Annotated in this window: 21 protein-coding genes; 6 read left to right on the top strand and 15 right to left on the bottom strand. The window is 60.8% G+C overall.

Annotated features, from left to right (window positions below):
• Nucleotides 1-527 precede the first annotated feature (527 nt).
• From BFP96_RS26950 to BFP96_RS26985, 8 genes are all read right to left on the bottom strand, one after another.
• Nucleotides 528-2453 carry a response regulator gene (locus tag BFP96_RS26950; RefSeq protein ID WP_065893491.1) on the bottom strand — a complete coding sequence of 642 codons (1926 nt, stop codon included), beginning with the start codon at nt 2451-2453 and terminating at the stop codon, nt 528-530.
• On the bottom strand, nt 2443-3306 hold the full coding sequence (locus BFP96_RS26955) for a sensor histidine kinase (RefSeq protein ID WP_065886284.1): 864 nt from the start codon (nt 3304-3306) through the stop codon (nt 2443-2445). The genes BFP96_RS26950 and BFP96_RS26955 overlap by 11 nt, the downstream gene beginning before the upstream one ends.
• A complete protein-coding gene (locus tag BFP96_RS26960; RefSeq protein ID WP_083216699.1) occupies nt 3299-4306 on the bottom strand; it encodes an ATP-binding protein in 1008 nt (335 codons plus the stop codon). The genes BFP96_RS26955 and BFP96_RS26960 overlap by 8 nt, the downstream gene beginning before the upstream one ends.
• Nucleotides 4297-4701, bottom strand: a complete 405-nt coding sequence (locus BFP96_RS26965) for an anti-sigma regulatory factor (RefSeq protein ID WP_065886285.1) — start codon at nt 4699-4701, stop codon at nt 4297-4299. The genes BFP96_RS26960 and BFP96_RS26965 overlap by 10 nt, the downstream gene beginning before the upstream one ends.
• A complete protein-coding gene (locus BFP96_RS26970) occupies nt 4698-5060 on the bottom strand; it encodes an STAS domain-containing protein (RefSeq protein ID WP_017254285.1) in 363 nt (120 codons plus the stop codon). Before BFP96_RS26970 ends, BFP96_RS26965 begins: the two co-directional genes overlap by 4 nt.
• 2 nt (nt 5061-5062) lie before the next feature.
• Nucleotides 5063-5914, bottom strand: a complete 852-nt coding sequence (locus BFP96_RS26975; protein ID WP_065886286.1) for an STAS domain-containing protein — start codon at nt 5912-5914, stop codon at nt 5063-5065.
• Between the two features lie 150 nt (nt 5915-6064).
• Nucleotides 6065-6367, bottom strand: coding sequence for a type II toxin-antitoxin system RelE/ParE family toxin (locus BFP96_RS26980; protein ID WP_065897716.1), 303 nt, complete (start codon nt 6365-6367; stop codon nt 6065-6067).
• Complete coding sequence (locus tag BFP96_RS26985) at nt 6364-6645, bottom strand: type II toxin-antitoxin system ParD family antitoxin (protein WP_065897751.1); 282 nt, start codon at nt 6643-6645, stop codon at nt 6364-6366. The genes BFP96_RS26980 and BFP96_RS26985 overlap by 4 nt, the downstream gene beginning before the upstream one ends.
• A gap of 333 nt (nt 6646-6978) precedes the next feature.
• Here BFP96_RS26985 and BFP96_RS26990 point away from each other — a divergent pair, with 333 nt between their 5' ends.
• Nucleotides 6979-7881 (top strand): LysR family transcriptional regulator, encoded by a 903-nt coding sequence (locus tag BFP96_RS26990; RefSeq protein WP_065886461.1) that lies wholly within the window; start codon nt 6979-6981, stop codon nt 7879-7881.
• Here the strand turns inward: BFP96_RS26990 and BFP96_RS26995 are convergent.
• The gene (locus BFP96_RS26995; RefSeq protein WP_065886287.1) at nt 7873-8631 is read right to left on the bottom strand and encodes a substrate-binding domain-containing protein; all 759 of its coding nucleotides are present in this window, start codon (nt 8629-8631) and stop codon (nt 7873-7875) included. The genes BFP96_RS26990 and BFP96_RS26995 overlap by 9 nt on opposite strands.
• Nucleotides 8628-9935, bottom strand: coding sequence for an MFS transporter (locus BFP96_RS27000; RefSeq protein ID WP_065893492.1), 1308 nt, complete (start codon nt 9933-9935; stop codon nt 8628-8630). The genes BFP96_RS26995 and BFP96_RS27000 overlap by 4 nt, the downstream gene beginning before the upstream one ends.
• A gap of 256 nt (nt 9936-10191) precedes the next feature.
• Here BFP96_RS27000 and BFP96_RS27005 point away from each other — a divergent pair, with 256 nt between their 5' ends.
• Entirely contained in the window at nt 10192-11115 is a 924-nt protein-coding gene (locus BFP96_RS27005) for a LysR substrate-binding domain-containing protein (RefSeq protein WP_065893493.1), read from the top strand.
• Between the two features lie 89 nt (nt 11116-11204).
• Here BFP96_RS27005 and BFP96_RS27010 read toward each other — a convergent pair whose 3' ends face one another.
• From BFP96_RS27010 to BFP96_RS27025, 4 genes are all read right to left on the bottom strand, one after another.
• A complete protein-coding gene (locus tag BFP96_RS27010; protein WP_065886290.1) occupies nt 11205-12161 on the bottom strand; it encodes a LysR family transcriptional regulator in 957 nt (318 codons plus the stop codon).
• 137 nt (nt 12162-12298) lie between these two features.
• On the bottom strand, nt 12299-13486 hold the full coding sequence (locus BFP96_RS27015; RefSeq protein WP_065937373.1) for a cyanate transporter: 1188 nt from the start codon (nt 13484-13486) through the stop codon (nt 12299-12301).
• Between the two features lie 284 nt (nt 13487-13770).
• Nucleotides 13771-14385, bottom strand: coding sequence for an NAD(P)-dependent oxidoreductase (locus BFP96_RS27020; RefSeq protein WP_065897714.1), 615 nt, complete (start codon nt 14383-14385; stop codon nt 13771-13773).
• Nucleotides 14386-14420: 35 nt separating this feature from the next.
• Nucleotides 14421-15287: an MBL fold metallo-hydrolase gene (locus BFP96_RS27025; protein ID WP_065937374.1), complete on the bottom strand. Its 867-nt coding sequence runs from the start codon at nt 15285-15287 to the stop codon at nt 14421-14423.
• A gap of 106 nt (nt 15288-15393) precedes the next feature.
• Between BFP96_RS27025 and BFP96_RS27030 the strand changes: the two genes are divergently transcribed.
• Nucleotides 15394-16299, top strand: a complete 906-nt coding sequence (locus tag BFP96_RS27030; RefSeq protein WP_065937375.1) for a LysR family transcriptional regulator — start codon at nt 15394-15396, stop codon at nt 16297-16299.
• Between the two features lie 100 nt (nt 16300-16399).
• Nucleotides 16400-16579, top strand: coding sequence for a hypothetical protein (locus BFP96_RS27035; RefSeq protein WP_065897711.1), 180 nt, complete (start codon nt 16400-16402; stop codon nt 16577-16579).
• A gap of 178 nt (nt 16580-16757) precedes the next feature.
• Here BFP96_RS27035 and BFP96_RS27040 read toward each other — a convergent pair whose 3' ends face one another.
• Complete coding sequence (locus BFP96_RS27040; RefSeq protein WP_065897710.1) at nt 16758-17624, bottom strand: helix-turn-helix domain-containing protein; 867 nt, start codon at nt 17622-17624, stop codon at nt 16758-16760.
• Between the two features lie 180 nt (nt 17625-17804).
• On the opposite strand from BFP96_RS27040, the gene pobA reads away from it, so the two are divergent.
• The gene (gene pobA, locus BFP96_RS27045; protein ID WP_065937376.1) at nt 17805-18998 is read left to right on the top strand and encodes a 4-hydroxybenzoate 3-monooxygenase; all 1194 of its coding nucleotides are present in this window, start codon (nt 17805-17807) and stop codon (nt 18996-18998) included.
• Nucleotides 18999-19064: 66 nt separating this feature from the next.
• Complete coding sequence (locus tag BFP96_RS27050) at nt 19065-20567, top strand: MDR family MFS transporter (RefSeq protein WP_083216701.1); 1503 nt, start codon at nt 19065-19067, stop codon at nt 20565-20567.
• Nucleotides 20568-20796: the final 229 nt, after the last annotated feature.

Here is a 20796-nt window from a genome sequence, read left to right on the forward strand (position 1 = left end):
ATAGAAACCAGTTGTAGTAATTGAGCAGGCGCTCGGTTCGATAGTAATCATCAGTGCAATCGATGCCACGCCCAAACGTATCGCTGTGCAGCGTGCGAAGAAATGATCTCTATTCAGTGTGACTGTGAGCGTCAGGGCTCATTACAGTTGATCACAAAGGGGTCGAAGATTTTCTGGCCATCGCGTGCGGCTTGCCGAACATCGAGAAACGTCAGGTCTTCGCTGACGACCTTTTTTGCGCGGCTTATCGACTTTCTTGATGGTGGCCATCGGAGCCTCCGAAGGGAATGTGTTCATGGCGTCCAACTCAAGTGAATAGTGATACCTGATCAAGCTGCAGCTTGGTCGGAGTACGCGCAGAACTGTATGTGTTAGGCATCATACCTTCAAGCTTCTTATAGAAGGGCGCGTCTGTTAACCGCGTCAGACAATTCCTCAAATGCTCGGTCGCGCCTGCTTATCGGAAACTCAAGGGTGCCGACCGCAACATCGTCAACATTCGCCACTTGTCTGCCCATTCAACGGCGCTAAGGCTTTGCTTCCAGGCCCTGGCGAATCCTCTCGAGCAGTTCATCGATATGGAACGGCTTGGTGATCAGGTCCATGCGTTCACCCAGGAAGTTTTGCCGATTCGCTGCATTCTCGGCGTAGCCCGTCATGAACAGGATCGGCAAATCGTTGCGCAGGCCACGGGCGAAGTCCGCCAGTTCGCGGCCGGTCATGTAGGGCAGGCCGACATCGGTGAGCAGCAGATTGATCGTCAGGTCAGTCTCCAAGCAGGCAATTGCTTCGTCACCGTCGGCGGCCAGGCTGCAGCGGTAACCGGCGTCTGCCAGTACTTCGGCGACAAAGCTGCGCACCGAAGGCATGTCTTCGACGATGAGTATGTGTTCCCCGTTGCTCTTGCCCGGTTTTGCCAACGTCTTGGTGGTCACCGAGGCAGGACCTTCCGCGGCCGGAAGCATGATCGTCACTTCAGTGCCCTGGCGGGTGACGCTGCGGATCTGCGCATCGCCGCCGGACTGACGGGCGAAACCGTAGATGGTCGACAGGCCCAGGCCGGTGCCCTGGCCCACTGGCTTGGTGGTGAAGAAGGGATCGAACACCTTGTCGATGACGCTGTGCTCGATGCCCACGCCGTTATCGCGTACCGACAGCGCAATGTAGGGACCGTCTTCCAGCTTGAGGTTGCCGTTGGAGTACGCAGGGTAGGTGGTCACCCAGATGTTGCCGCCTTTGGGCAGCGCATCGCGGGCGTTGATTACCAGGTTCAGCACTGCACTTTCCAACTGGATCGGGTCGACCATCGCCACCGCAGCGTTGTTGGTCAGCTCCAGTTTCAAGGTGATGTGTTCGCCGATGGTGCGCACCAGCAACTCTTCCAGGGAGCGGATATGCGCGTTGATATCGATGGGCCGCGTGTCCAACGGCTGCTGGCGGGCGAAGGCGAGCAAGCGGTTGGTCAGGCCGGCGGCGCTCAGGGCTGAACTGAGTGCGGCGTCCGCATAGCCCAGGACCTTATCGGTGCGCTGGCTTTCGATGCGCTTCTTGATCAGCTCCAGGCTGGTGATGATACCGGTGAGCAGGTTGTTGAAATCGTGGGCGATGCCGCCGGTGAGTTTGCCCAGGGCGTCCATTTTCTGGGCCTGGAGCAGCTGCGCCTCAGTGCGTGCCAGGCGGGTCGCCGCGTTGGCGAGTTCGGCCTGTTGATGACGCTCGCGATGGCGGTATTCAGTCACGTCCTCGACAAATACCAGGCTCAGCTCGGCACGGTCATAGGGCGAGATCTGCCATTCGGTTTCGCGCAGTTGGCCGTCGACTTTCATCTGCAACGTGCCTTTCCAGCGTTCGCCGGCCGCCAGGCGCAGGCACAGCTCCTGGATCACTGCATACTGGTCGCCGGCGAAGCACTCAAGCAGGGCATCGGGGTTGAGGTTGTCGTGAATCAACTGGGCGAACGCGTGGTTGCACTCGTGAACCTTCAGTTGCGCATCCAGCACTGCAATCGGCGCGCTGATATTAAAGAAGATTTCTCGAAAGCGTGCCTCGCTTTGCCTTAACGCGTATTCGGTGTCGCGCACGCGCAAAAGGGTGCGCAGCGTCGCCAGCAGGACCTCGGGGTCGACCGGGTGGATCAGGTAGGCGTCAGCCCCGGCGTTGAGGCCGGTGATGATGTCGCCGGTCTCGATTGACGCCGCCGACACGTGCACCACCGGCAGCAAGGCGGTGTTCGGGTCGGTACGCAAACGGCGCACGATGTCGAAGCCACTCATGTCCGGCAGGTTGACGTCGAGGATCAGCGCATCAATTTTTCCCGTGGCGATCAGGTCCAGCCCCTCCTGGCCCGTGCCGGCTTCGAGCACCAGGTAGTGATGGCGCTCGAGGCGTCGGCGCAGGGCGTAGCGCGTGGCGGCATTGTCGTCGACGATCAGCAGCTGGATGTCACGTTTCATCGACGTTCTCGCTGGCAATGGAGAGAGGGATAACTACAAAGAACAGCGAGCCTACGCCGGGTGTGCTTTCAACACCGACCCTGCCGCCCAGCAACTGGGCAAAACGCTTGCACAGTGACAGGCCCAGGCCGGTGCCGCGCAGACGTTTCTGCAGCGGCGAGTCGATCTGGGAAAAGTCTTCGAACAGGTTGTTGTGCAACTCGGCGGGTATGCCCAGGCCGGTGTCCTGCACCGCAAAACGGATCTCGTGTTCGCTCTCCATGCGCGCCGAGACCCGCACTTCGCCCTGCAGGGTGAATTTCAGGGCGTTGGAAATGAAATTGCGCAGTATTTGCGCGAGTTTTTTGTCATCGGTATAGAGCTTGGGCAGGCCGGAAGGCTTCTCGAAGATCAGGTCGACCGATGATGCGTCCACGATGGGGCGAAACATTCCGCGCAGCGCCGAAAACATGTCGAACATATCGAACCAGGCCGGAGAAATAGTGATGCGCCCGGCCTCGATCTTGGCCAGGTCGAGCAAGTCGTCGACCATCTCGCGCAATTCGCGCGCAGAGCTGGCGATAAACCCGACCTGGGTGTGTTGCTCCGGGCTCAACGGGCCGTCCAGTTCGTCGGCAAGCAGGCTGGTGATACTCAGGATCGAGCCCAGGGGCGTGCGGAACTCATGGCTCATGTACGACAGGAAACGACTCTTGAGGTCTGACGCCTCTCGCAGTTGGTCGGCTTGCATGTCCAGTTCGGCATACAGTGCCAGCACGCCCTGGTTGGTTTCATCCAACTCCGCGCGCAGGGCATCCGCTTCCTGGCGCAGGCGTTGGATTTCAGCGGCGAGCGAGGCAGTGGTTTCAGCCATCGATGGCCTCCAGGGCAATCACGAAGACAGTAACGTCGTCCCTGCCGCGGCAGAAGTCACGGTGCAGGATGGCGGCAATCAGGGCGGGGTGGCGGTGGACGAGCCCCGGATAGTCCGAAAGATTCCAGCGTGATTGCAGGCCGTCGCTGTACAGGATCAGCAACTGATCGGCCACCTGAGCATAGTCGAAGGGTTGGGCCTTGCGAAACTGCACGCCGACGATACCCGGGTGGGAGGCCAGCCCGCGCGGCTTGCCAGGCCCGATCAGGCTGCCGCCGATATTGCCGATGCCGGTAAACCTGAGCGTCTCGGCCACGGCATCGTACTGGGCCACCGCCATTGCGGCGCCACGGGTGCCGTTCATGCCGATGTGCATATCGCTCATCAATACCGTCGAATCCATGAAGGCATTCTGTGCAAACACCTCCTCTCCCGCTCGGGCTGCCTGCTCGGCGTATTCGCCATGGCCAAGCCCGTCGGCCATCATTACGCTGAACCGCCCAGGCTCGATTGCCAGGTGCCAGGCATCACCGCAGTGAGGGTCGTTATGCAGCGAGTGCTGGCTGACGCCATAGCGAATATCGCGGGTCGTTGCGGCACGCGGCATCAGCCTGGCCAGTATCGCTGCGCCACGCTGATCGGCATGGGCATCGAACACCTGCGCCAGGCGCGATATTGCCCCCAGTCCGATGCCCTGGGTGCCCCCGGTGGAGAAACCGTCCACCAGCCCGCTGTCGATATCAAAGCCCTGCCCACGGTCGATGGCGATCATTTCGACGCCGCCGTTGCCGGTGGCGCGCAGGTGCAACTCACCGTGCGTGGCATGTTTGAGGATATTGCTGGCAAGCTCGGTGGCGACCAGCGCTACGCGCCCCGCATCGGTCTCATCGAAGCCCAGCGACTCGGATAAGTGCTGGGCCGTGCGCCGGGCGTGGCCGATCTGGCTGGTATCTTCAATCAACAGCACGTGCGTGAGCGCGCTGGGAATATTCAGGCCCATCGGGTGATCGTCACGCGGGTACCCTTGCCAGGCTCGGTGTCCAGTTCAAACTCGTCCACCAGGCGCTTGGCTCCGGTGAGCCCAAGGCCCAGGCCGCCGCCGGAGGTCCAGCCGTCGGTCATCGCCAGCTTGAGGTCGGGAATGCCCGGCCCTTCGTCGCGAAACGTGAGGCGTACGCCGGGGCGGTGGTCTTTCTCGAGCACTGCCCAGTCCATGTAGCCACCACCGCCATAGACCACAGTGTTACGCGCCAACTCGCTGACCGCCGTGACCAGTTTGGTCAGGTCGATCAAGCGCATGCCGCAGTCCTGAGCCAGTCTGCGTACCAATTGTCGAGCCAGCACAACGTCCTGTTCTATCAGCACAGGGTGTGTGCCGCTGCTGGCTTGGTTCATGAGTGTTCTACCCGGTCGCGCAACAGCTTCATGCCGCGCTCGACGTTGAGTGCGGTCGCGACGCCGGGCAGAGTCATGCCTAACTCCACCAGGGTAATGGCGACCGCAGGCTGCATGCCGACCAGTACGGTTTGTGCATCCATGATCCGGGACAACCCGGAGATGGTGCCGATCATGCGGCCGATGAAGGAGTCGACCATGTCCAGCGCCGAGATATCGATAAGCACGCCGCGCGCCGAGGTGCGGCTGATACGCTCGGACAGGTCGTCCTGCAAGGTCAGCGCGAGTTGGTCGTGCATGTCCACCTGGATGGTCACGAGCAAAAACTCGCCCATCTGCAAAATAGGGATGCGTTCCATGCTTAAACAGCCTTGGTGATATTGACACCCAGGCGTTTGAGCGCCAGAGCCAATGCATCGGCGAGGTTGGCTTTGGTCACCACACCCTGAAGGTCAAGGCCCAGGTGCACGATGGTCTGGGCGATCTGCGGACGCACGCCGCTGATAATGCAATCGGCACCCATCAAGCGGATGGCGGTAACGGTTTTCAACAGATGCTGGGCTACCAGGGTATCCACGGTTGGCACGCCGGTGATGTCGATAATGGCGATCTCCGCGCCGGTGTCGACGATCCGCTGCAGCAGCGATTCCATCACGACCTGGGTGCGTTGCGAATCCAGGGTGCCGATCATTGGCAGGGCGAGTACGCCATCCCACAGCTTGACCACCGGAGTGGAGAGTTCCAGCAGTTCTTCCTGCTGGCGCTTGATCACCGACTCACGGGACTTCTGGAAGGTGCGGATGGTGTGCATGCCCAGTGCATCGAGCAGCTCGGACATTTCCCAGAGTTGTTCGCCCAGTTGCGCCGGTTGTTCGGCGTACTCGCGTTGCAGCAACGCAAACAGGGGGCCCTTGAGGGCGAAAATGAAGCTGGCGGTCTGTTGCGAGTCCTGCCCGGCCAGGGCACGGCTGTGGGACAGCTTTTCCAGGAATACTCGCGTTTGCGCCCAGTTTTCGTGGTTGGTATTTTGCGAACCGCCCTGGTGCAAGGCAGCGCTCAGCAGTTCGAGGAATTCGCGGGTCTGCTGTTTGACATCGTCACCCTTTACGTTACGCGTGGCACCCGAAGCTTCAAGACTGGTGTTCCATTCGTCAAGGAGAGCGTTACGGTTTTCATGCAGCGCCTGGATTGTGTTCGTTTGCAGAGTTGCCACGGGTAACCTCCTTGAGTGCCTTGAATAAGCTGCACGCAATTTATACTAAACCGCAGGATTTAGAAGTATTTCGAGTGCTTTCGTATCGAAGTTGCGCAGGTTTCGCCTATTCCGAACGCATTGGACCCGTGGACATCAACCCTGGCGAAGCTAAAGCAACCCTGCATAGCGTTGCCCTCCATAAAACACGCCTAGGATCGACACTGTTTTGTTCGCGGTGTTTACCGTAAAGGCAATGACGGTGCTGTGTCGGTAATGCGTGATGCGCAAGTCAGCCAGCAGGTCGTCGCGGCGCGTACCACGCAAGGGAAACAGAGAAAAGCTTTCGCAGTGGCTGATGAGCCTGTCGACAAAGCGTGCAGCCACTGCAGCAGAGGCTGCATCGCTGATGAAGTCTTCAAGAGCATCGAGATGAGCCAGGGCTTGCGGTGCGAAAACCACCGAGTAGCTCACGGTTTACCTGGGTTTTTTCGCTGGCGTCTAGCCGCCATGTGTTGGCGAACCTGCTCGGTGGACAAGGCCCGCTCAGGCTCTGCCTCAAGGGCAGCAGCCGCAGGCACCACCTCGTCGCGCAGCCAGTCTTCCATGGCACGGTCGCGCGCCAGCAAGGCCCGCAGGCCGTCGCGAATCACTTCACTTTCGGTGGCATATTCGCCGGAGGCGACTTTAGCTTTGACCAAGGTGGCCATTTCAATTGGCAGTGTAATGCTCATTTGCTGGGTCGAGCGCATCTGGAGGTCCGCCGAGGTTGAGTAGGATTCAATCCTACTGAACCATTGGCGCGATGCAAGGAGCAGCAGATCAATGCCGATGTCCGGCGACTCGTCGTCTGCCCAAAAGTGATAGGTTTGCATGAGGTGTTACCGCTCCCGTTGTGTAGGTCAGGCAGCAAGTATTGACCCGTTTCGGCAAGTGCGTGGCGGCAGGCAGTCGATAACCTGCTGATATGTATAACTTCATATGTGTAACTGGAATATGTCCACAGACCCGCCACGGTCCGCATGGCGTCCTACCCGCTCCCATACGATAATGCCCGCCACATCGTCCATCCTGGCTTGCCTTCCGTGATCATCAACTTCGACCTCAATGACCTCCAAGCCTTCCGCGCCGTGGTAGACAAGGGCAGTTTCCGGGGCGCCGCCGAGGCCATCCGAATCTCGCAACCCGCGCTCAGCCGGCGCATCGAAAAGCTCGAGTCGGCCCTGGATGTAAAGCTGTTCGAACGCACCACGCGGCGGGTCAGCCTGACCATGGTTGGCCGTGCATTCCTGCCTCAGGTCGAACGCATGCTCGACGACCTGGACATCGCCTTGATGGGCATCAGTAACGTCGCGTCCACGCGCATGGGCAATGTCACCATCGCTTGTGTGCCGTCCACCGCGTATTACTTCATGCCCCACGTCATCTCCGAATTCCACAAGCTGTATCCGAAGATTCGCCTGCGGGTGCTGGATGCCAGTGCCGGTGAAGTGTGCAATGCGGTGGAAAGTGGCGAGGCGGATTTTGGCGTGAGTTTCAGCGGCAGCCTGGCCGATGAAGTGGAGTTCGAGCTGTTGCTGCAGGAGCGCTATGTGCTGGCCTGTCGTCGTGACCATCCGTTGGCCGCGCGTGAAAGCGTGACCTGGACCGAAGCCTACGAGCATGACTACATCACCGTGGACAAAACCTCGGGCAACCGCTTCCTGCTGGACCAGGCCCTGCGCGGTGTGCGGGTGAAAAAGCCGAGTATCTGCGAGACCCACCACGTGACCACGATGATCGGGCTGGTGGAGGCGGGGCTGGGGGTGGCGATGGTGCCGTCGATTGCGATGCCGGCGTGTGAGCACCCGATTCTGGTGAGTGTGCCGCTGGTGGAACCGCAGGTGATGCGCAATGTGGGCTTGATCAAGCGCCGCGGGCGGACATTGCCGCCGGCGGCGCTGGAGTTGGAGCGGTTGGTGCGGGAGATGCCGTTTCGGTCAGCGTGACACCGAGTCCAGGCCGGTGGATCGCACCACCGGTTGTGCCTCGGGTGATGCCATGAACTGCAGCAATGCCTTGGCCTCTTCCGGGTGTTCGGCGTTGACCGGGATACCCGCCGCAAAACGCGTAACGGACTGCACGTCTTCCGGGATCTTGCCGACAAACGTCACGCCCTTGACCGGCAACAATTCCGCCACCTGCTGCAAGCCGACTTCGTAGTCACCCTTGGCCACCTGTTCGCCCACCGGTACGCGTTCGATCATGGTGCCCTTGGCCGGCATGCCGAGCTTCTTGAACAGTTCCTTCTCGACATACACGCCGCTGGCGCTGTCCGAATAGGCAACGGATTTGGCCTTGCTCAGCACGGCCTTGAGCTCGGCGTCAGTATTGATCGCAGGTTTTGCCGCGCCTTCTTTCACCACCAACCCGATCCGTGAGTCGGCCAGTTCCACGCGGGACGCGGGGTCGACCTTGCCTTGTTTGATCAGCTCATCCAGGGCGTAGCCGACCATGATCACTACATCAGCGTGTTCGCCACGGGCCAGGCGGTTGGGAATCGCTTCCGGCGCCTTGCCCATGGACGGTCCCAGGACCGTGTCCAGGGTGTCACCGCTTTGCTTGGCGTATTGCGGGCCGAGCAGTTTATAGGCGGCCGTGAAGCCGCCGGAGGTCATCACTTTGAGTTCTTCAGCCTGGGCTGACAGCGCCAGAGCGGCGAGGACCAGGGCTGTGAGGGTGTTGAACAGCGGCTTCATTGCGCAGCCCCCTGCATGACCTGGCCACGGGTGTTGGCGCGGCGATACAGCGCCAGGGTGGAACACAGGGCGCACAGTGCAGCGAACATCATCCAGTAGGCGGGCGAAGCCTTGTCTGCGGTGATGTGGATGAACCAGGTCGAGATGGCGGGAGTGAAGCCGCCGAAGACGGCGGTTGCCAGGCTGTAGGCCAGGGAGAACCCTGCCACGCGCACTTCCACCGGCATGATTTCAGTCAGCGCGGGGATCATTGCGCCGTTGTACAGGCCGTAGAGGAAGGAGAACCACAGCAGGGTTTCCAGCATGTGCGCAAAGCTTGGTGCGTTGACCACGTAGGACAGCGCTGGATAAGCCGTGAGAACGGTCAGCACAGTCATGGCGAGCAGTACCGGCTTGCGGCCAAAACGGTCGCTCAGGATGCCGCCGATCGGTAGCCAGAAGAAGTTCGACACCGCCACCAGCAACGTCACCAGCAGCGCGTCGGAGGTGCTCAATTGCAGCACGGTCTTGCCGAAGGTCGGTGCGTACACGGTAATCAGGTAGAACGCGGTGGTGGTCATGGCCACCATCAGCATGCCGCCAATCACCACGGTCCAGTTTTTCACCAGGGTGGCCATCACTTCACGCATGGTCGGGCGGTGCTTGCGCTTGGCGAACTCTTCGGTTTCCTGCAGGTTACGCCGAAGCACGAAGATAAACGGAATGATCACGCAACCGACGGCGAACGGAATGCGCCAGCCCCAGTCTGCAACCACCGCCGGCTCCATCCACACGTTCAAGCCATAGCCCAGCGCGGCGGCAACCACGATGGAGATCTGCTGGCTGCCCGACTGCCAGCTGGTGTAGAAACCCTTGCGGCCCGGTGTGGCCATCTCGGACAGGTACACCGACACACCACCCAGCTCCGCACCGGCCGAGAAACCTTGCAGCAGACGACCCAGCAGCACCAGCAACGGTGCCCACAGGCCAATGGTGTGATAACCGGGCACCAGCACGATCAACAATGTGCCGCTGGCCATGATCGACAGCGTCACGATCAAGCCTTTGCGGCGGCCCACGTCATCGATATAGGCACCCAGAATGATCGCGCCCAAGGGCCGCATCAGGAAACCTGCGCCGAACACGGCAAAGGTCATCATTAATGATGCGAATTCATTGGCGGCAGGGAAGAAGGCGGCAGCGATGTAGGTGGCATAGAACCCGAACAGGAAAAAATCGAACTGTTCAAGGAAGTTGCCCGAAGTAACGCGCAGTACGGCGCCTACTTTCGAAGGGGCAGCCGCAGGCCGGGAAGGGCTAGTCATGGTTTTGTGTCTCCAGCGTTCTTTTTAAAGTGCTTGTTTCGCTTAAGACTTGGGATAGTGGCTGACACATTTAGAAATGATAAGTGACAAATTTGGATAGATTGATGCGCGCGGGCTATCAATGCAAAGGATCGTCTGGAGGGTTGGTCCTGTTCTGCGATACGCCCCCCCATAGAAACCGATGCATCGACCGACATAGACGCCGCCCCGTTGCCTTTCTAAACTGCGGCTTGTCGTGGGGAAGGGGCAGGCGCCGATGAATCGCAATGAATTACGCAAGGCCGATATCAACCTGATGGTGGTCTTCGAAGCGCTGATGCTCGAGCGCAACGTGACGCGGGTGGCGGAGAAGCTGTTTCTCGGCCAGCCGACCATCAGTTCGGCCCTGAACCGTCTGCGTACCTTATTCAATGACCCGTTGTTCATTCGCGTCGGCCACCGCATGGAGCCCACTGCGCGCGCCGAGCAAATCATCCAGCACTTGTCGCCGGCCCTGGATTCGCTGTCGTCGGCCTTGAGCCTGACCCACGATTTCGACCCCTCCATCAGCACCATGACCTTTCGTATCGGCTTGTCCGATGACGTCGAGTTTGGCCTGTTGCCGCCGTTGCTGCGAGCGCTGCGCCAGGAAGCGCCGCAGGTGGTGTTCGTGGTGCAGCATGTGGATTACTGGCGCATTCCCGACCTGCTGGCCTCCGGTGATATCACTGTCGGCATCACCCAGACCCGCGGCCTGCCGGCGAATGCCAAGCGCAAGCTGTTGCGGCATATCCGGCCGTGCCTGTTGCGCGCCGATGCATCCGACACACCGCTGACCCTCGATGAATATTGCGCACGGCCCCATGTGCTGGTGTCCCACACCGCCAACGTGGCCGGGTTTGCCGATGAGTGGCTGGCCGAAATCGGTCGCAAGCGGCACGTGGTGCTGTCGGTGCCGCAATACAGTTCGCTGCCGGCATTGCTTGCCGGCACTGACATGATCGCCAGCCTGCCGGACTACGCGGCCCAGGCCATGGCCGCCGGCGGGAACCTGTTCTGCGAGGCGTTTCCGTTTGAAACGCCGACCCTGGACTTGTCGATGGTCTGGCTCAGCCACGTCGACACCGACCCGGCGGAGCGCTGGATGCGCTCACGGCTGGAGGCGTTCATGAGTGATCGGGGGCTTGCGCTCCCGGTGTAACGTGCAGGAAAGAAGCAGCGGCAAGCTGCAAGCGGCAAGCTGCAAGCTGCAAGCGCCAAGTCAAGGCGACCGCACCGCTTACTGCTTTTTTAGCTCGCCGCTTTCAGCTTGCCGCTTGCCGCTTCATCCTCACACACCTTGACCACCTGCTCGCGAAACCAGGTATTGGCGCTGTCCTGTTCGCTGGCCTGGTTCCATTGCATGTCCAGGGTGAAGCCCGGCAAACCCTGCGGGGCTTCGCAACACCCGTACGCCGAGGTCGGCGCCAGCAGCTTTTGCACGCGGCGTGGCAGGGTGACGATGAAGTCGGTGCCGCTGATCATCTTCAACGCCGCGCTGTAGCTGTTGGCCCGCGCGATCACCTGGCGTTTGTGCGCCTGGCGCGCCAGCCAGCCGTCGATCATGTTGGTGGCGGAGGTCCACGGCGTGGGAAACACATGGCGTCGCTCGACGAAGGCTTGCAGGCTGAACGTCGCTTCCCGCGGCGCCGAGCGTTTGTCGAAGACGCACACCAGGTCGTCTTCGAGCAGCATTTGGCGCTTGAAGTCTTTATGGACGCGGTGAAAGTTCGGGCCGAAGCCGATCACCAGGTCCAGGCGGCCTTCGCGCAAATCGTCGGCGGGAATGTCGGCTTCCAGCTTTTGCACATTGACGATCACCGGCAGGTCGGCACGGTCGAAGTTTTTCAGCAGGCGCGGCAGGATCAGGTGTTCGAAGTATTCCGGGGCGCACACATTGAAAGTCACGGCCTCGCGGGTCGGGTCGAAGGCCTGGCCTCCGGCGTGGCACAGGTTGATGCTTTCGAGGATTTTCTGTACGTGGCCGTACATCGTGGTGGCCTTGTACGTCGGACGCATGCCCGCTCGCGTGTTGATAAACAACTCGTCTTCGAAACTGGTGCGCAGTTTCTTCAGGCTGTAGCTGACGGTGGACTGACTGACGAACAGCGTTTCAGACACGTCGGTAACGCTGCTCTGGTCGTAGACAGCGATAAACACCATCAAGTCCTGCATATCGAGCTTTCTGAGCAAGTTGCTGTTTAGCATCGGTTTCGTCCGTAAACCCTTTGTACCGAATTCAGTACAAGACTGAGCAAAATGTTAACGGAACGCTCGTACCAATAGAAAGCTCTGTAGGACTCTTCTATGTTTTGGGTGAGACAAATACTGTTTACAACACGACCTCAGTGGATATGTCGCGCGTAATGCGCCGGATTGAAGCGCATGACCATCAGCAGCATCACAGCCACGACAGCCGCCAATGACCACCAGGCCCCCTCGAAGCTGCCCAACTGGTCGCGGATCATTCCGGCGATCAGCGGCGACAGGCCCGCGATCAGGTAGCCGATACCCTGCACGAACGCGGTCAGGCCACCGGCGCGGCGCGGGTTATCGAGGTGGTCCAGGGACAGAATCAGGCTCATGGGAAACAAGCCGCCGATACCCAGGCCGAGCAGGCACGGCCACAGCAGGCTCAGGTGCCGGGGGCTGAGGATCAGGCCGGCGAAGCCGATCAGGATCAGCACCAGCAATACCGCCACCACGCCGCGCTTGTCCCGGCGGCGATTGGCGATGGCGGGCGTTACCAGGCCGGAGACGACTTCCATGGCGGTGAGCAAACCCAGCAGCAAACCGGCATGCTGCTCACGCAAGCCCTGCTCGACGTAATACGGCGCCAGCCACGCCAGCACGCAGGTGTAGCACGCCGTGCCGAAGCCGAAGAACAGGGCGAGCAACCAGGCCCGGCGATTACCGAAAAACGATGCCTGCGGGCCGCTGTCGACCTGAGGCAAAGCGGGTAACGCCGAGCGCTGGGCGTACCAGAACACCAGCGCCGGCAGCGCCAGCCCGGCCCACATCGCCAGGCCGATGCGCCAACTGCCGGTGTGCACTTGCACAAACGGCGCAAACGACGCGGCCAGTGCGGCGCCGCCCATGATCGCGGTGACATACAGGCCCATGAACACTGAAACATTGTCGCCCGGGCGCGACTTGATCAGCGCCGGCATCAACGCCTGGATCAGCGCAATCCCGACGCCTGCCGCCATGGCACTGACAATCAGCGCGAACGCCGAATCCAGCCACAACCGCGACAGTGTCGCTGCGCCAATCACCAGCAGCGACACCACGATACTGCGGTATTCGCCAAAGCGCCGGGCCAGGCCCATGCCAAAGAACATCGCCAGGCCCATGCTCATCACGGGCAACATGGTCAGCAATGCGGCGCTGCTGAAATTGAGCGGCACATCAGCGCGGATCGACGACAGCAAGGGCCCCACGGCCGCCATCGACGGGCGCAGGTTAAGGGCGACCAGCACCACACTGATCATCAGCCACACGGCGGTGGTGGGTTTTGCCTGAACGTTTTGCATGGGCCTGCCTTGGATGAACAAGGGCGAATCAGGCCACGGGCGGGGGAGGCTGGGCAAATGAGAAAGTCATTAGCCCTATTGAAAAATTGCAGGCGCCGGATACGCCACCGTTCAAATGTAGGAGGGGGCTTGCCTTAAGGCTTTCTGTAGGAGCGAGCTTGCTCGCGAAAAACGTCAACGATAACGCGTACTTTCTGAATGAACGCGGTGCCTGTGAGTTTTTCGCGAGCAAGCTCGCTCCTACAGACGGCGGTGTACGCTCCCACATTGCAGACCCGGTTGTATCAGTAGCCCACCGTGAAGCGCTGACGCGAGTGCTTCGGCGTTTCCACTTCATCGATCATGGCGATGGCGAAGTCGGCGAAACTGATCGAGCTTTGACCGTCGTCGCTCACCAGCAAATGATCCTGGCCCAGACGGAATTGACCGGTGCGCTCGGTGCCATCGAACAGGGCCGACGGTGACAGGAAGGTCCAATCCAGTTCCTGCTCTTGACGCAGCATGTCTAGAAACGCTGCTCCCGCACTGGCTTCAGCTTTGTATTCCGCCGGGAAGCCCGGGCTGTCGATCACGCGGCTGCCGTCCGGCAACAGCAACGAACCGGCGCCACCCACCACCAACAGGCGTTTGACTCCGGCCTTCTTGACCGGACCGAGCACGGCGCTGGCGGGCAAGGTGGCAAAGTGTGCGGCACTGATCACCACGTCGCTGCCGCTCACGGCCTGTTGCAGGGCATCGGCCTCCAGGGCATCCACTTGTTTGACCGTGACACCTGGGCGTGCGGCCAGTTTGTCGGTATTGCGTGCGATGGCGGTGACGGTATGCCCACGGCGCAGCGCTTCTTCCAGCAGTTGGCTACCGGCACGGCCGGTGGCACCAATGATTGCGATCTTGCTCATGACGTTCTCCAGTAAAGGTCAGGGTTTAAAACCAGTCACCACTTCATTTCGCCCTTGGCGACTTTGGCGCTCAATTCCAGCGAGCTCTCGTCGGCGAGGTTCGGGTAACGCTTTTTCATGCCCGCGATCAGGGCGGCGGAATCCTTGGCCTTGGCGGTTTCGATGTCGAAGGCCTTGATGTAGTCGGCGGTGAACGCGACCGAAGCGGGTGATGGGGTGCCCAGGTAGTGGCCCGGAATCACGGTGGTCGGCTTCAAGTCTTCAATGCGTTGCAGGGTGGCCAGCCAATCCTTGTGGGACTGTGCAGTCTGGGTATCGGCCATCCAGACGTGGATGTTTTGCGCGACCACCACGCCACCAATCACGGCTTTGATCGACGGAATCCACACAAAGCTGCGATCCGGCTGCGGGCCGTCCAGGCCGATGACGTCCAGTTGCTGCCCTTCCAGCGTCAGGCTGTGGCCCTCGAGCACTTGCGGTACGAGGGTCCTGGCCGGTTTGTCGGCGCCCATTTTCGGGCCCCAGAAAGCCAGCTTGCCGGCGACGGTGGCGTTGATATGGTCGACCACCGGTTGTGGCGCCAGCACCTTCGCGTCGGGGAAGGCGGCGGTCAGGGTGTCGAGGCCGAAGTAGTAGTCCGGGTCGCCGTGGCTGATGTAGATGGTGGTCAGGTGCTTGCCGCTGGCGCGGATTTTCTGCACCAGTTGCTCGGCCTGGCCCTTGCCGAATTGCGCGTCCACCAGGATCGCGTCCCGGGCGCCGCTGACCAGTACCGAGCTGACCGGGAAGATGGCGGCCTCGCCCGGGTTGTACACCTCAAGTTTCAAGTCTGCCGCCATGGCATGAGCAGTGAAAGCCAGGGCGGCAGTCGCCAGGGTCAAGCGTTTGAACGTCGAGAACATCGGGGCAGCTCCTGCCTTGGGTAAGGGGTGAACAGAGCTTAGTTGCATAAAACACCACAAAAAATGCGATGCTGGAACATAGTTTGTTTCTGAAATCGGGCAAATCATGGATCGTCTTCAAGCAATGCGCGTGTTTGTCACCGTGGTGGACCTGGGCAGCCAATCCGCCGCCGCCGACCACCTGGACCTGTCGCGCCCAGTGGTCTCGCGTTACCTGGCCGAGCTGGAGGATTGGGTTGGCGCACGCCTGCTGCACCGCACCACGCGCAAGCTCAGCCTCACCGCTGCCGGCAGTGAAACCCTGCCGCGTTGCCGGCAATTGCTGGAACTCTGTGGTGATATGCAGGCCGCCGTCAGCGAGCCCGATGAGGCCCCGCGTGGGCTGTTGCGCCTGAGTGTCAGCACCTCGTTCGGCCAGGCGCAGTTGGGCGCTGCGATTGCCGAGTACGTCAGACGCTACCCGCTGGTGACAGTCGACCTGCAAATGCTCGACCGCACGGTGAACCTGGTGGACGAGCGCATCGACCTGGCGATCCGCACCAGTAACGACTTGGACCCGAACCTGATCGCCCGGCGTTTGACCGTATGCCGCTCGGTGGTGTGCGCCACGCCAGCCTATTTGCGCGAGCATCCGGCACCGCAGAAAGTCGAAGACCTGGCCCGGCACAACTGCCTGACCCATTCCTACTTTGGCAAGAGCCTGTGGCATTTCGAAGAGCGCGGCGAGCATGTGTCGGTGGCGGTGCACGGCAATATCACCGCCAACGAGGCCGGCACGTTATTGCGCATCACTCTGGCCGGCGTTGGGGTGGCGATGCTTCCCAGCTATGAGGCCGGTGAGTTGATTCGCAGCGGCAAACTGGTGCGTCTGCTGCCGGATGCGCAGCCACGGCAGATGAATATCTACGCGGTATACGCCTCGCGCAAACACATGCCCTTGGCGTTGCGCAGCCTGTTGGATTTCCTGGTGCAGCGGTTTCCCGAAGAGCCTGAGTGGGATGTCGGTCTCTGAAGCGGCATAAGCGCGCTGAATGGCCTGCAATCATGGCAACTTGCCCTGAGTGACCTATGCTTTAACCAGCACCTTGTAGATCCGTGCTGAGGTCTGTGCCATGAGCATTAAAACCAGAAAGTACCTGACGATTTTCAGCCTGTGCGCCTTGGCTACTGCGCTGTATGGCACAGCCGCCTATCGCGTCGAGCAGACGCGAATGCAGCCGTCGGCGTTCGCCATCAGTTGCCACCAAAACCAATGCGTCCCGCACACCGGCAGTTTCAGCGCCCTGCGTTGATTCTCAAAGCACTGCAAATCACTATGGGAGTGGGCGTGCCCCAATGCCAGTCTGTAGGAGCGAGCTTGCTCGCGAAAAACGTCAACGATAACGCGTGCTTCCTGAATGAACGCGGTGCCTATGAGTTTTTCGCGAGCAAGCTCGCTCCTACAGTATTAGGGCTTGCTCCCTCGCACATTCAGCTCTGCTTCAACTGCTCGCGAAAAGCCTTGGGCGAGAATCCCACCCGGCGGCGAAACAGCCGTGAGAAGTTGGTCGGGTCGGAAAACCCCAGTACCTCGGACATTTCATTGATGGTCATGCTGGTGTAGGTCAGCAAACGCTTGGCTTCCAGCAACTGGCGGTCATGCATGATCTGCAGGGCCGGCTGCCCGCCCAACTCCCGACATGTGCCATTGAGATGGGAGACCGAGATGCCCAGTTTGTGGGCCAGGTCTTCAATCTTGGGGTGCTCGCGGTAATGCTGTTCGACCAGTTGGGTGAAACGTCGGAAATACTCACGGTTGCGCGGTGTCCTGGGGTGGCGGCGCTGGATCGCCTGGCGGCTGACCCACACCAGCAGCACGCTGACCAGGGCGTGCATCATCATGTCCCGTGCCGGTTGTTCGCCGGCGTATTCGTCCTGCAAACGCACGAACAGGCTATTGAGGTAGTCGCTGTCCTTGCCCGCGGGGTAACTGCCGAGGGTGTGCAGGCCATCGATCGTGCTGCCCAGTTGCGCTTGTAAATGGCTGACCAGGGGCGCTGACAGGGTCACCACATAACCTTCGACATCTTCGCAAAAGCGAAAACCGTGCACACACAGCGGCGGCAGCACTTGCAGGCTGGCTTCGTCGAGCGTGGTGCGCTGGCCTTCGATTTCCAGGTGTGCCTGGCCTTTATGCACGTAGAGCAGCTGGCACAGGTCCGCGTGCCGGTGGGGCTGGATCTCCCACTGGTATTCCCGGCTGCGCCGGGAAATGGTTTCACAGTGCAACAAATCGGGCGTCGGCCACTGTTGGCTTTCCCCGTAAAGCTTGAAGACCGGAATCGCGGTGTTGGTCATGTTTTCAATCCGATACTCAGGATAGTGGTGCGGTAATCGCCCCGATTGGCAAAAAGCGCAGGCTTTAAAGCAGTTTTCACCTTCTTATGCTGCTCGCTCAGGTGAAAAATGTCAGCTACACGTCCAATGACAACTCTTTCACTCGTTCGGTTCGGGTGAAGCCAGCAGGCCATAAAAATAATGAAAACGCTGAAAACCCAAGTCGCCATTATTGGCGCCGGTCCCTCCGGATTGCTGCTCGGACAATTGCTGCACAACGCTGGCATTCAGACCCTCGTCCTGGAGCGCCAGACCGCCGACCACGTGCAGGGCCGCATCCGCGCCGGGGTGCTGGAGCCAGGCATGGTCGACCTGCTGCGCGAGGCGGGCGTCAGCCGACGCATGGACACCGAGGGCCTGGTGCATGACGGTTTCGCCCTGGCGCGCGATGGCCGACTCACCCACATCGACCTCAAGACCCTGACCGGTGGCCAGTCGGTGATGATCTACGGCCAGACCGAAGTCACCCGCGACCTGATGGCGGCCCGTGCGGCTGTCGGCGCCACGACCTTCTATGAAGCCTCGAACGTACAGCCCCATGACCTCAAAAGTGATCAGCCCTGGCTGACCTTCGAGCATCAGGGCCAGGCCTTTCGCCTGGAGTGTGATTATGTCGCGGGCTGTGACGGCTTTCACGGTGTGGCCCGTCAGTCGATTCCGCCGGAGGCGTTGCAGGTGTTCGAGCGCGTCTACCCCTTCGGCTGGCTGGGCATGCTTGCCGATACGCCGCCGGTGCACCCGGAACTGGTGTACGCCACGCACTCGCGTGGCTTTGCGCTGTGCAGCATGCGTTCGCTGACCCGCAGCCGTTACTACTTGCAGGTTCCGGCACAGGAGCCGTTGGCCGACTGGTCGGACGAGCGCTTCTGGGCCGAGCTCAAAAACCGTCTGCCGGTCGACCTGGCCGAACAATTGGTCACCGGCCCGTCGATTGAAAAAAGCATCGCGCCGCTGCGCAGTTTCGTGGTGGAGCCGATGCAGTACGGGCGCCTGTTCCTGCTCGGCGATGCTGCGCATATCGTGCCGCCTACCGGGGCCAAGGGCTTGAACCTGGCGGCGAGTGATGTGAGCACATTGTTTCGCATCCTGCTCAAGGTGTATGGCGAGGGGCGTGTGGAATTGCTTGAGCGCTATTCCGCCATCTGCCTGCGGCGGGTGTGGAAGGCCGAACGGTTTTCCTGGTGGATGACGTCGATGCTGCATCAGTTTCCCCAGGCGGATGACTTCACCCGGCGTATTGCCGAGAGTGAGCTGGACTACTTCATGAATTCCGAGGCCGGGCGCACAACCATCGCGGAAAATTACGTCGGGCTTCCTTACGAGGCTATCGAATAGCCTGCTATCGTATTCAGCATTTGCGCAGGCTGCCGTTGCCTGCGTGCCTTGCTCGAAGGTTGTGCCGTGACCCCTCTCAATCAGTCCGCTCCCGCTGTTCCCGCCGTGCGCAGCATTCTTGCCGCGCTGATGCTGGCGATCTTTCTTGGCGCCTTGGACCAGACCATTGTCGCCGTGTCGATGCCGGCCATTTCCGCGCAGTTCCATGACGTCAACCTGCTGGCCTGGGTGATCTCCGGCTACATGGTGGCGATGACGGTGGCGGTGCCGATCTACGGCAAGCTCGGTGACCTGTATGGGCGACGCCCCATGATGCTGATCGGCATGGGCGTGTTCACTGTCGCCTCGCTGTTCTGCGGCCTGGCGCACAACATGGAGCAACTGGTGCTGGCGCGGATTATCCAGGGCATCGGTGCCGGCGGCATGATTTCGGTGAGCCAGGCGATCATCGGCGACATCATCGCGCCCCGTGAACGCGGGCGTTACCAGGGCTACTTCAGCAGCATGTACGCGGTGGCCAGCGTCGCCGGGCCAGTGCTGGGCGGCTACATGACCGAGTACCTGTCCTGGCGCTGGGTATTTTTGATCAACCTGCCGTTGGGCGCGCTCGCCTGGTATGTGGCCCATCGCACCCTGGTGGGGTTGCCGGTGCCGCAGCGCAAGCCGGTTATCGATTACCTCGGCACCGTGCTGATGATCATCGGCCTGAGCGCCTTGTTGCTCGGCATCACACAAATCGGCCAGGGTCGTGCGTGGCGTGACGATCAAGTGCTTGGGCTGCTGGTCTGTGCGTTGTTGGCGTTGAGCGTGTTCGTCTGGCATGAACGCCGCGCGCGCGAGCCGTTGTTGCCCATGCACCTGTTCGTCAACCGCAGCGCGGTGTTGTGCTGGTGCACGATTTTCATCACCAGCTTCCAGGCGATTTCCCTGACCGTGCTGATGCCCCTGCGTTACCAGACCGTGACCGGTGCCGGCGCCGACAGCGCGGCCTTGCACCTGCTGCCCCTGGCGATGGGCTTGCCGATGGGCGCTTATTTCGCCGGACGCATGACCTCAGTGACCGGCCGATATAAACCGATGATCCTCAGTGGCGCCGTGTTGAGCCCGCTGGCGATTCTCGGCATGGCCTTCAGCGCGCCCCAGGCCGTCGGGCTGACCTCGCTGTTCATGCTGTTGTGCGGGATCGCGGCGGGCATGCAGTTCCCGACCTCGTTGGTGGGCACGCAGAACTCGGTGGAGCAGCGCGATATTGGTGTGGCGACCAGCACCACCAACCTGTTCCGTTCCCTCGGCGGGGCGGTGGGGGTGGCGTGCATGTCGGCATTGTTGTTGGCGTTGTTGCGCGATGCCAGTTTTGCCCACTTGGCCAGTGGCGCGCTGCTGACCGAGAGCAACTCCGGTAATGTGCTGCTCGATGGGCTCAATGCTGCGCCGGGTGAGGCACGGGATGCGTTGCGGGGGGAGTTGGCGATGACGTTTCGGCATTTGCTGATGGTGAGTGCGGGGGTGTCGGTGTTGGGGTTGGCGGCGGCTATTGCGATGCCTGATCGGGTGTTGCGGGGGCGTTAGCGCGGCGGCCTTAGAGCCGACCGGTATTCTGTGCCGATCGCGATCCAAATGTGGGAGGGGGCTTGCCCCCGATGGCGGTGTGTCAGTTACGGATGCACTCACTGACTCTTCCTCATCGGGGCATAGGTATTTACACAACTCTGTAGCGCTCAACCGTAACCACGATGCGAAGCGAGTCGCTCTTGATCTTGATCTGCTTTTGATCTTGATCTCAGGCGCCCCGTTAAAC

It is taken from the genome of Pseudomonas sp. 34 E 7 (genome assembly GCF_900005715.1).
GTDB classification, from domain to species: Bacteria; Pseudomonadota; Gammaproteobacteria; order Pseudomonadales; family Pseudomonadaceae; genus Aquipseudomonas; species Aquipseudomonas orientalis_A.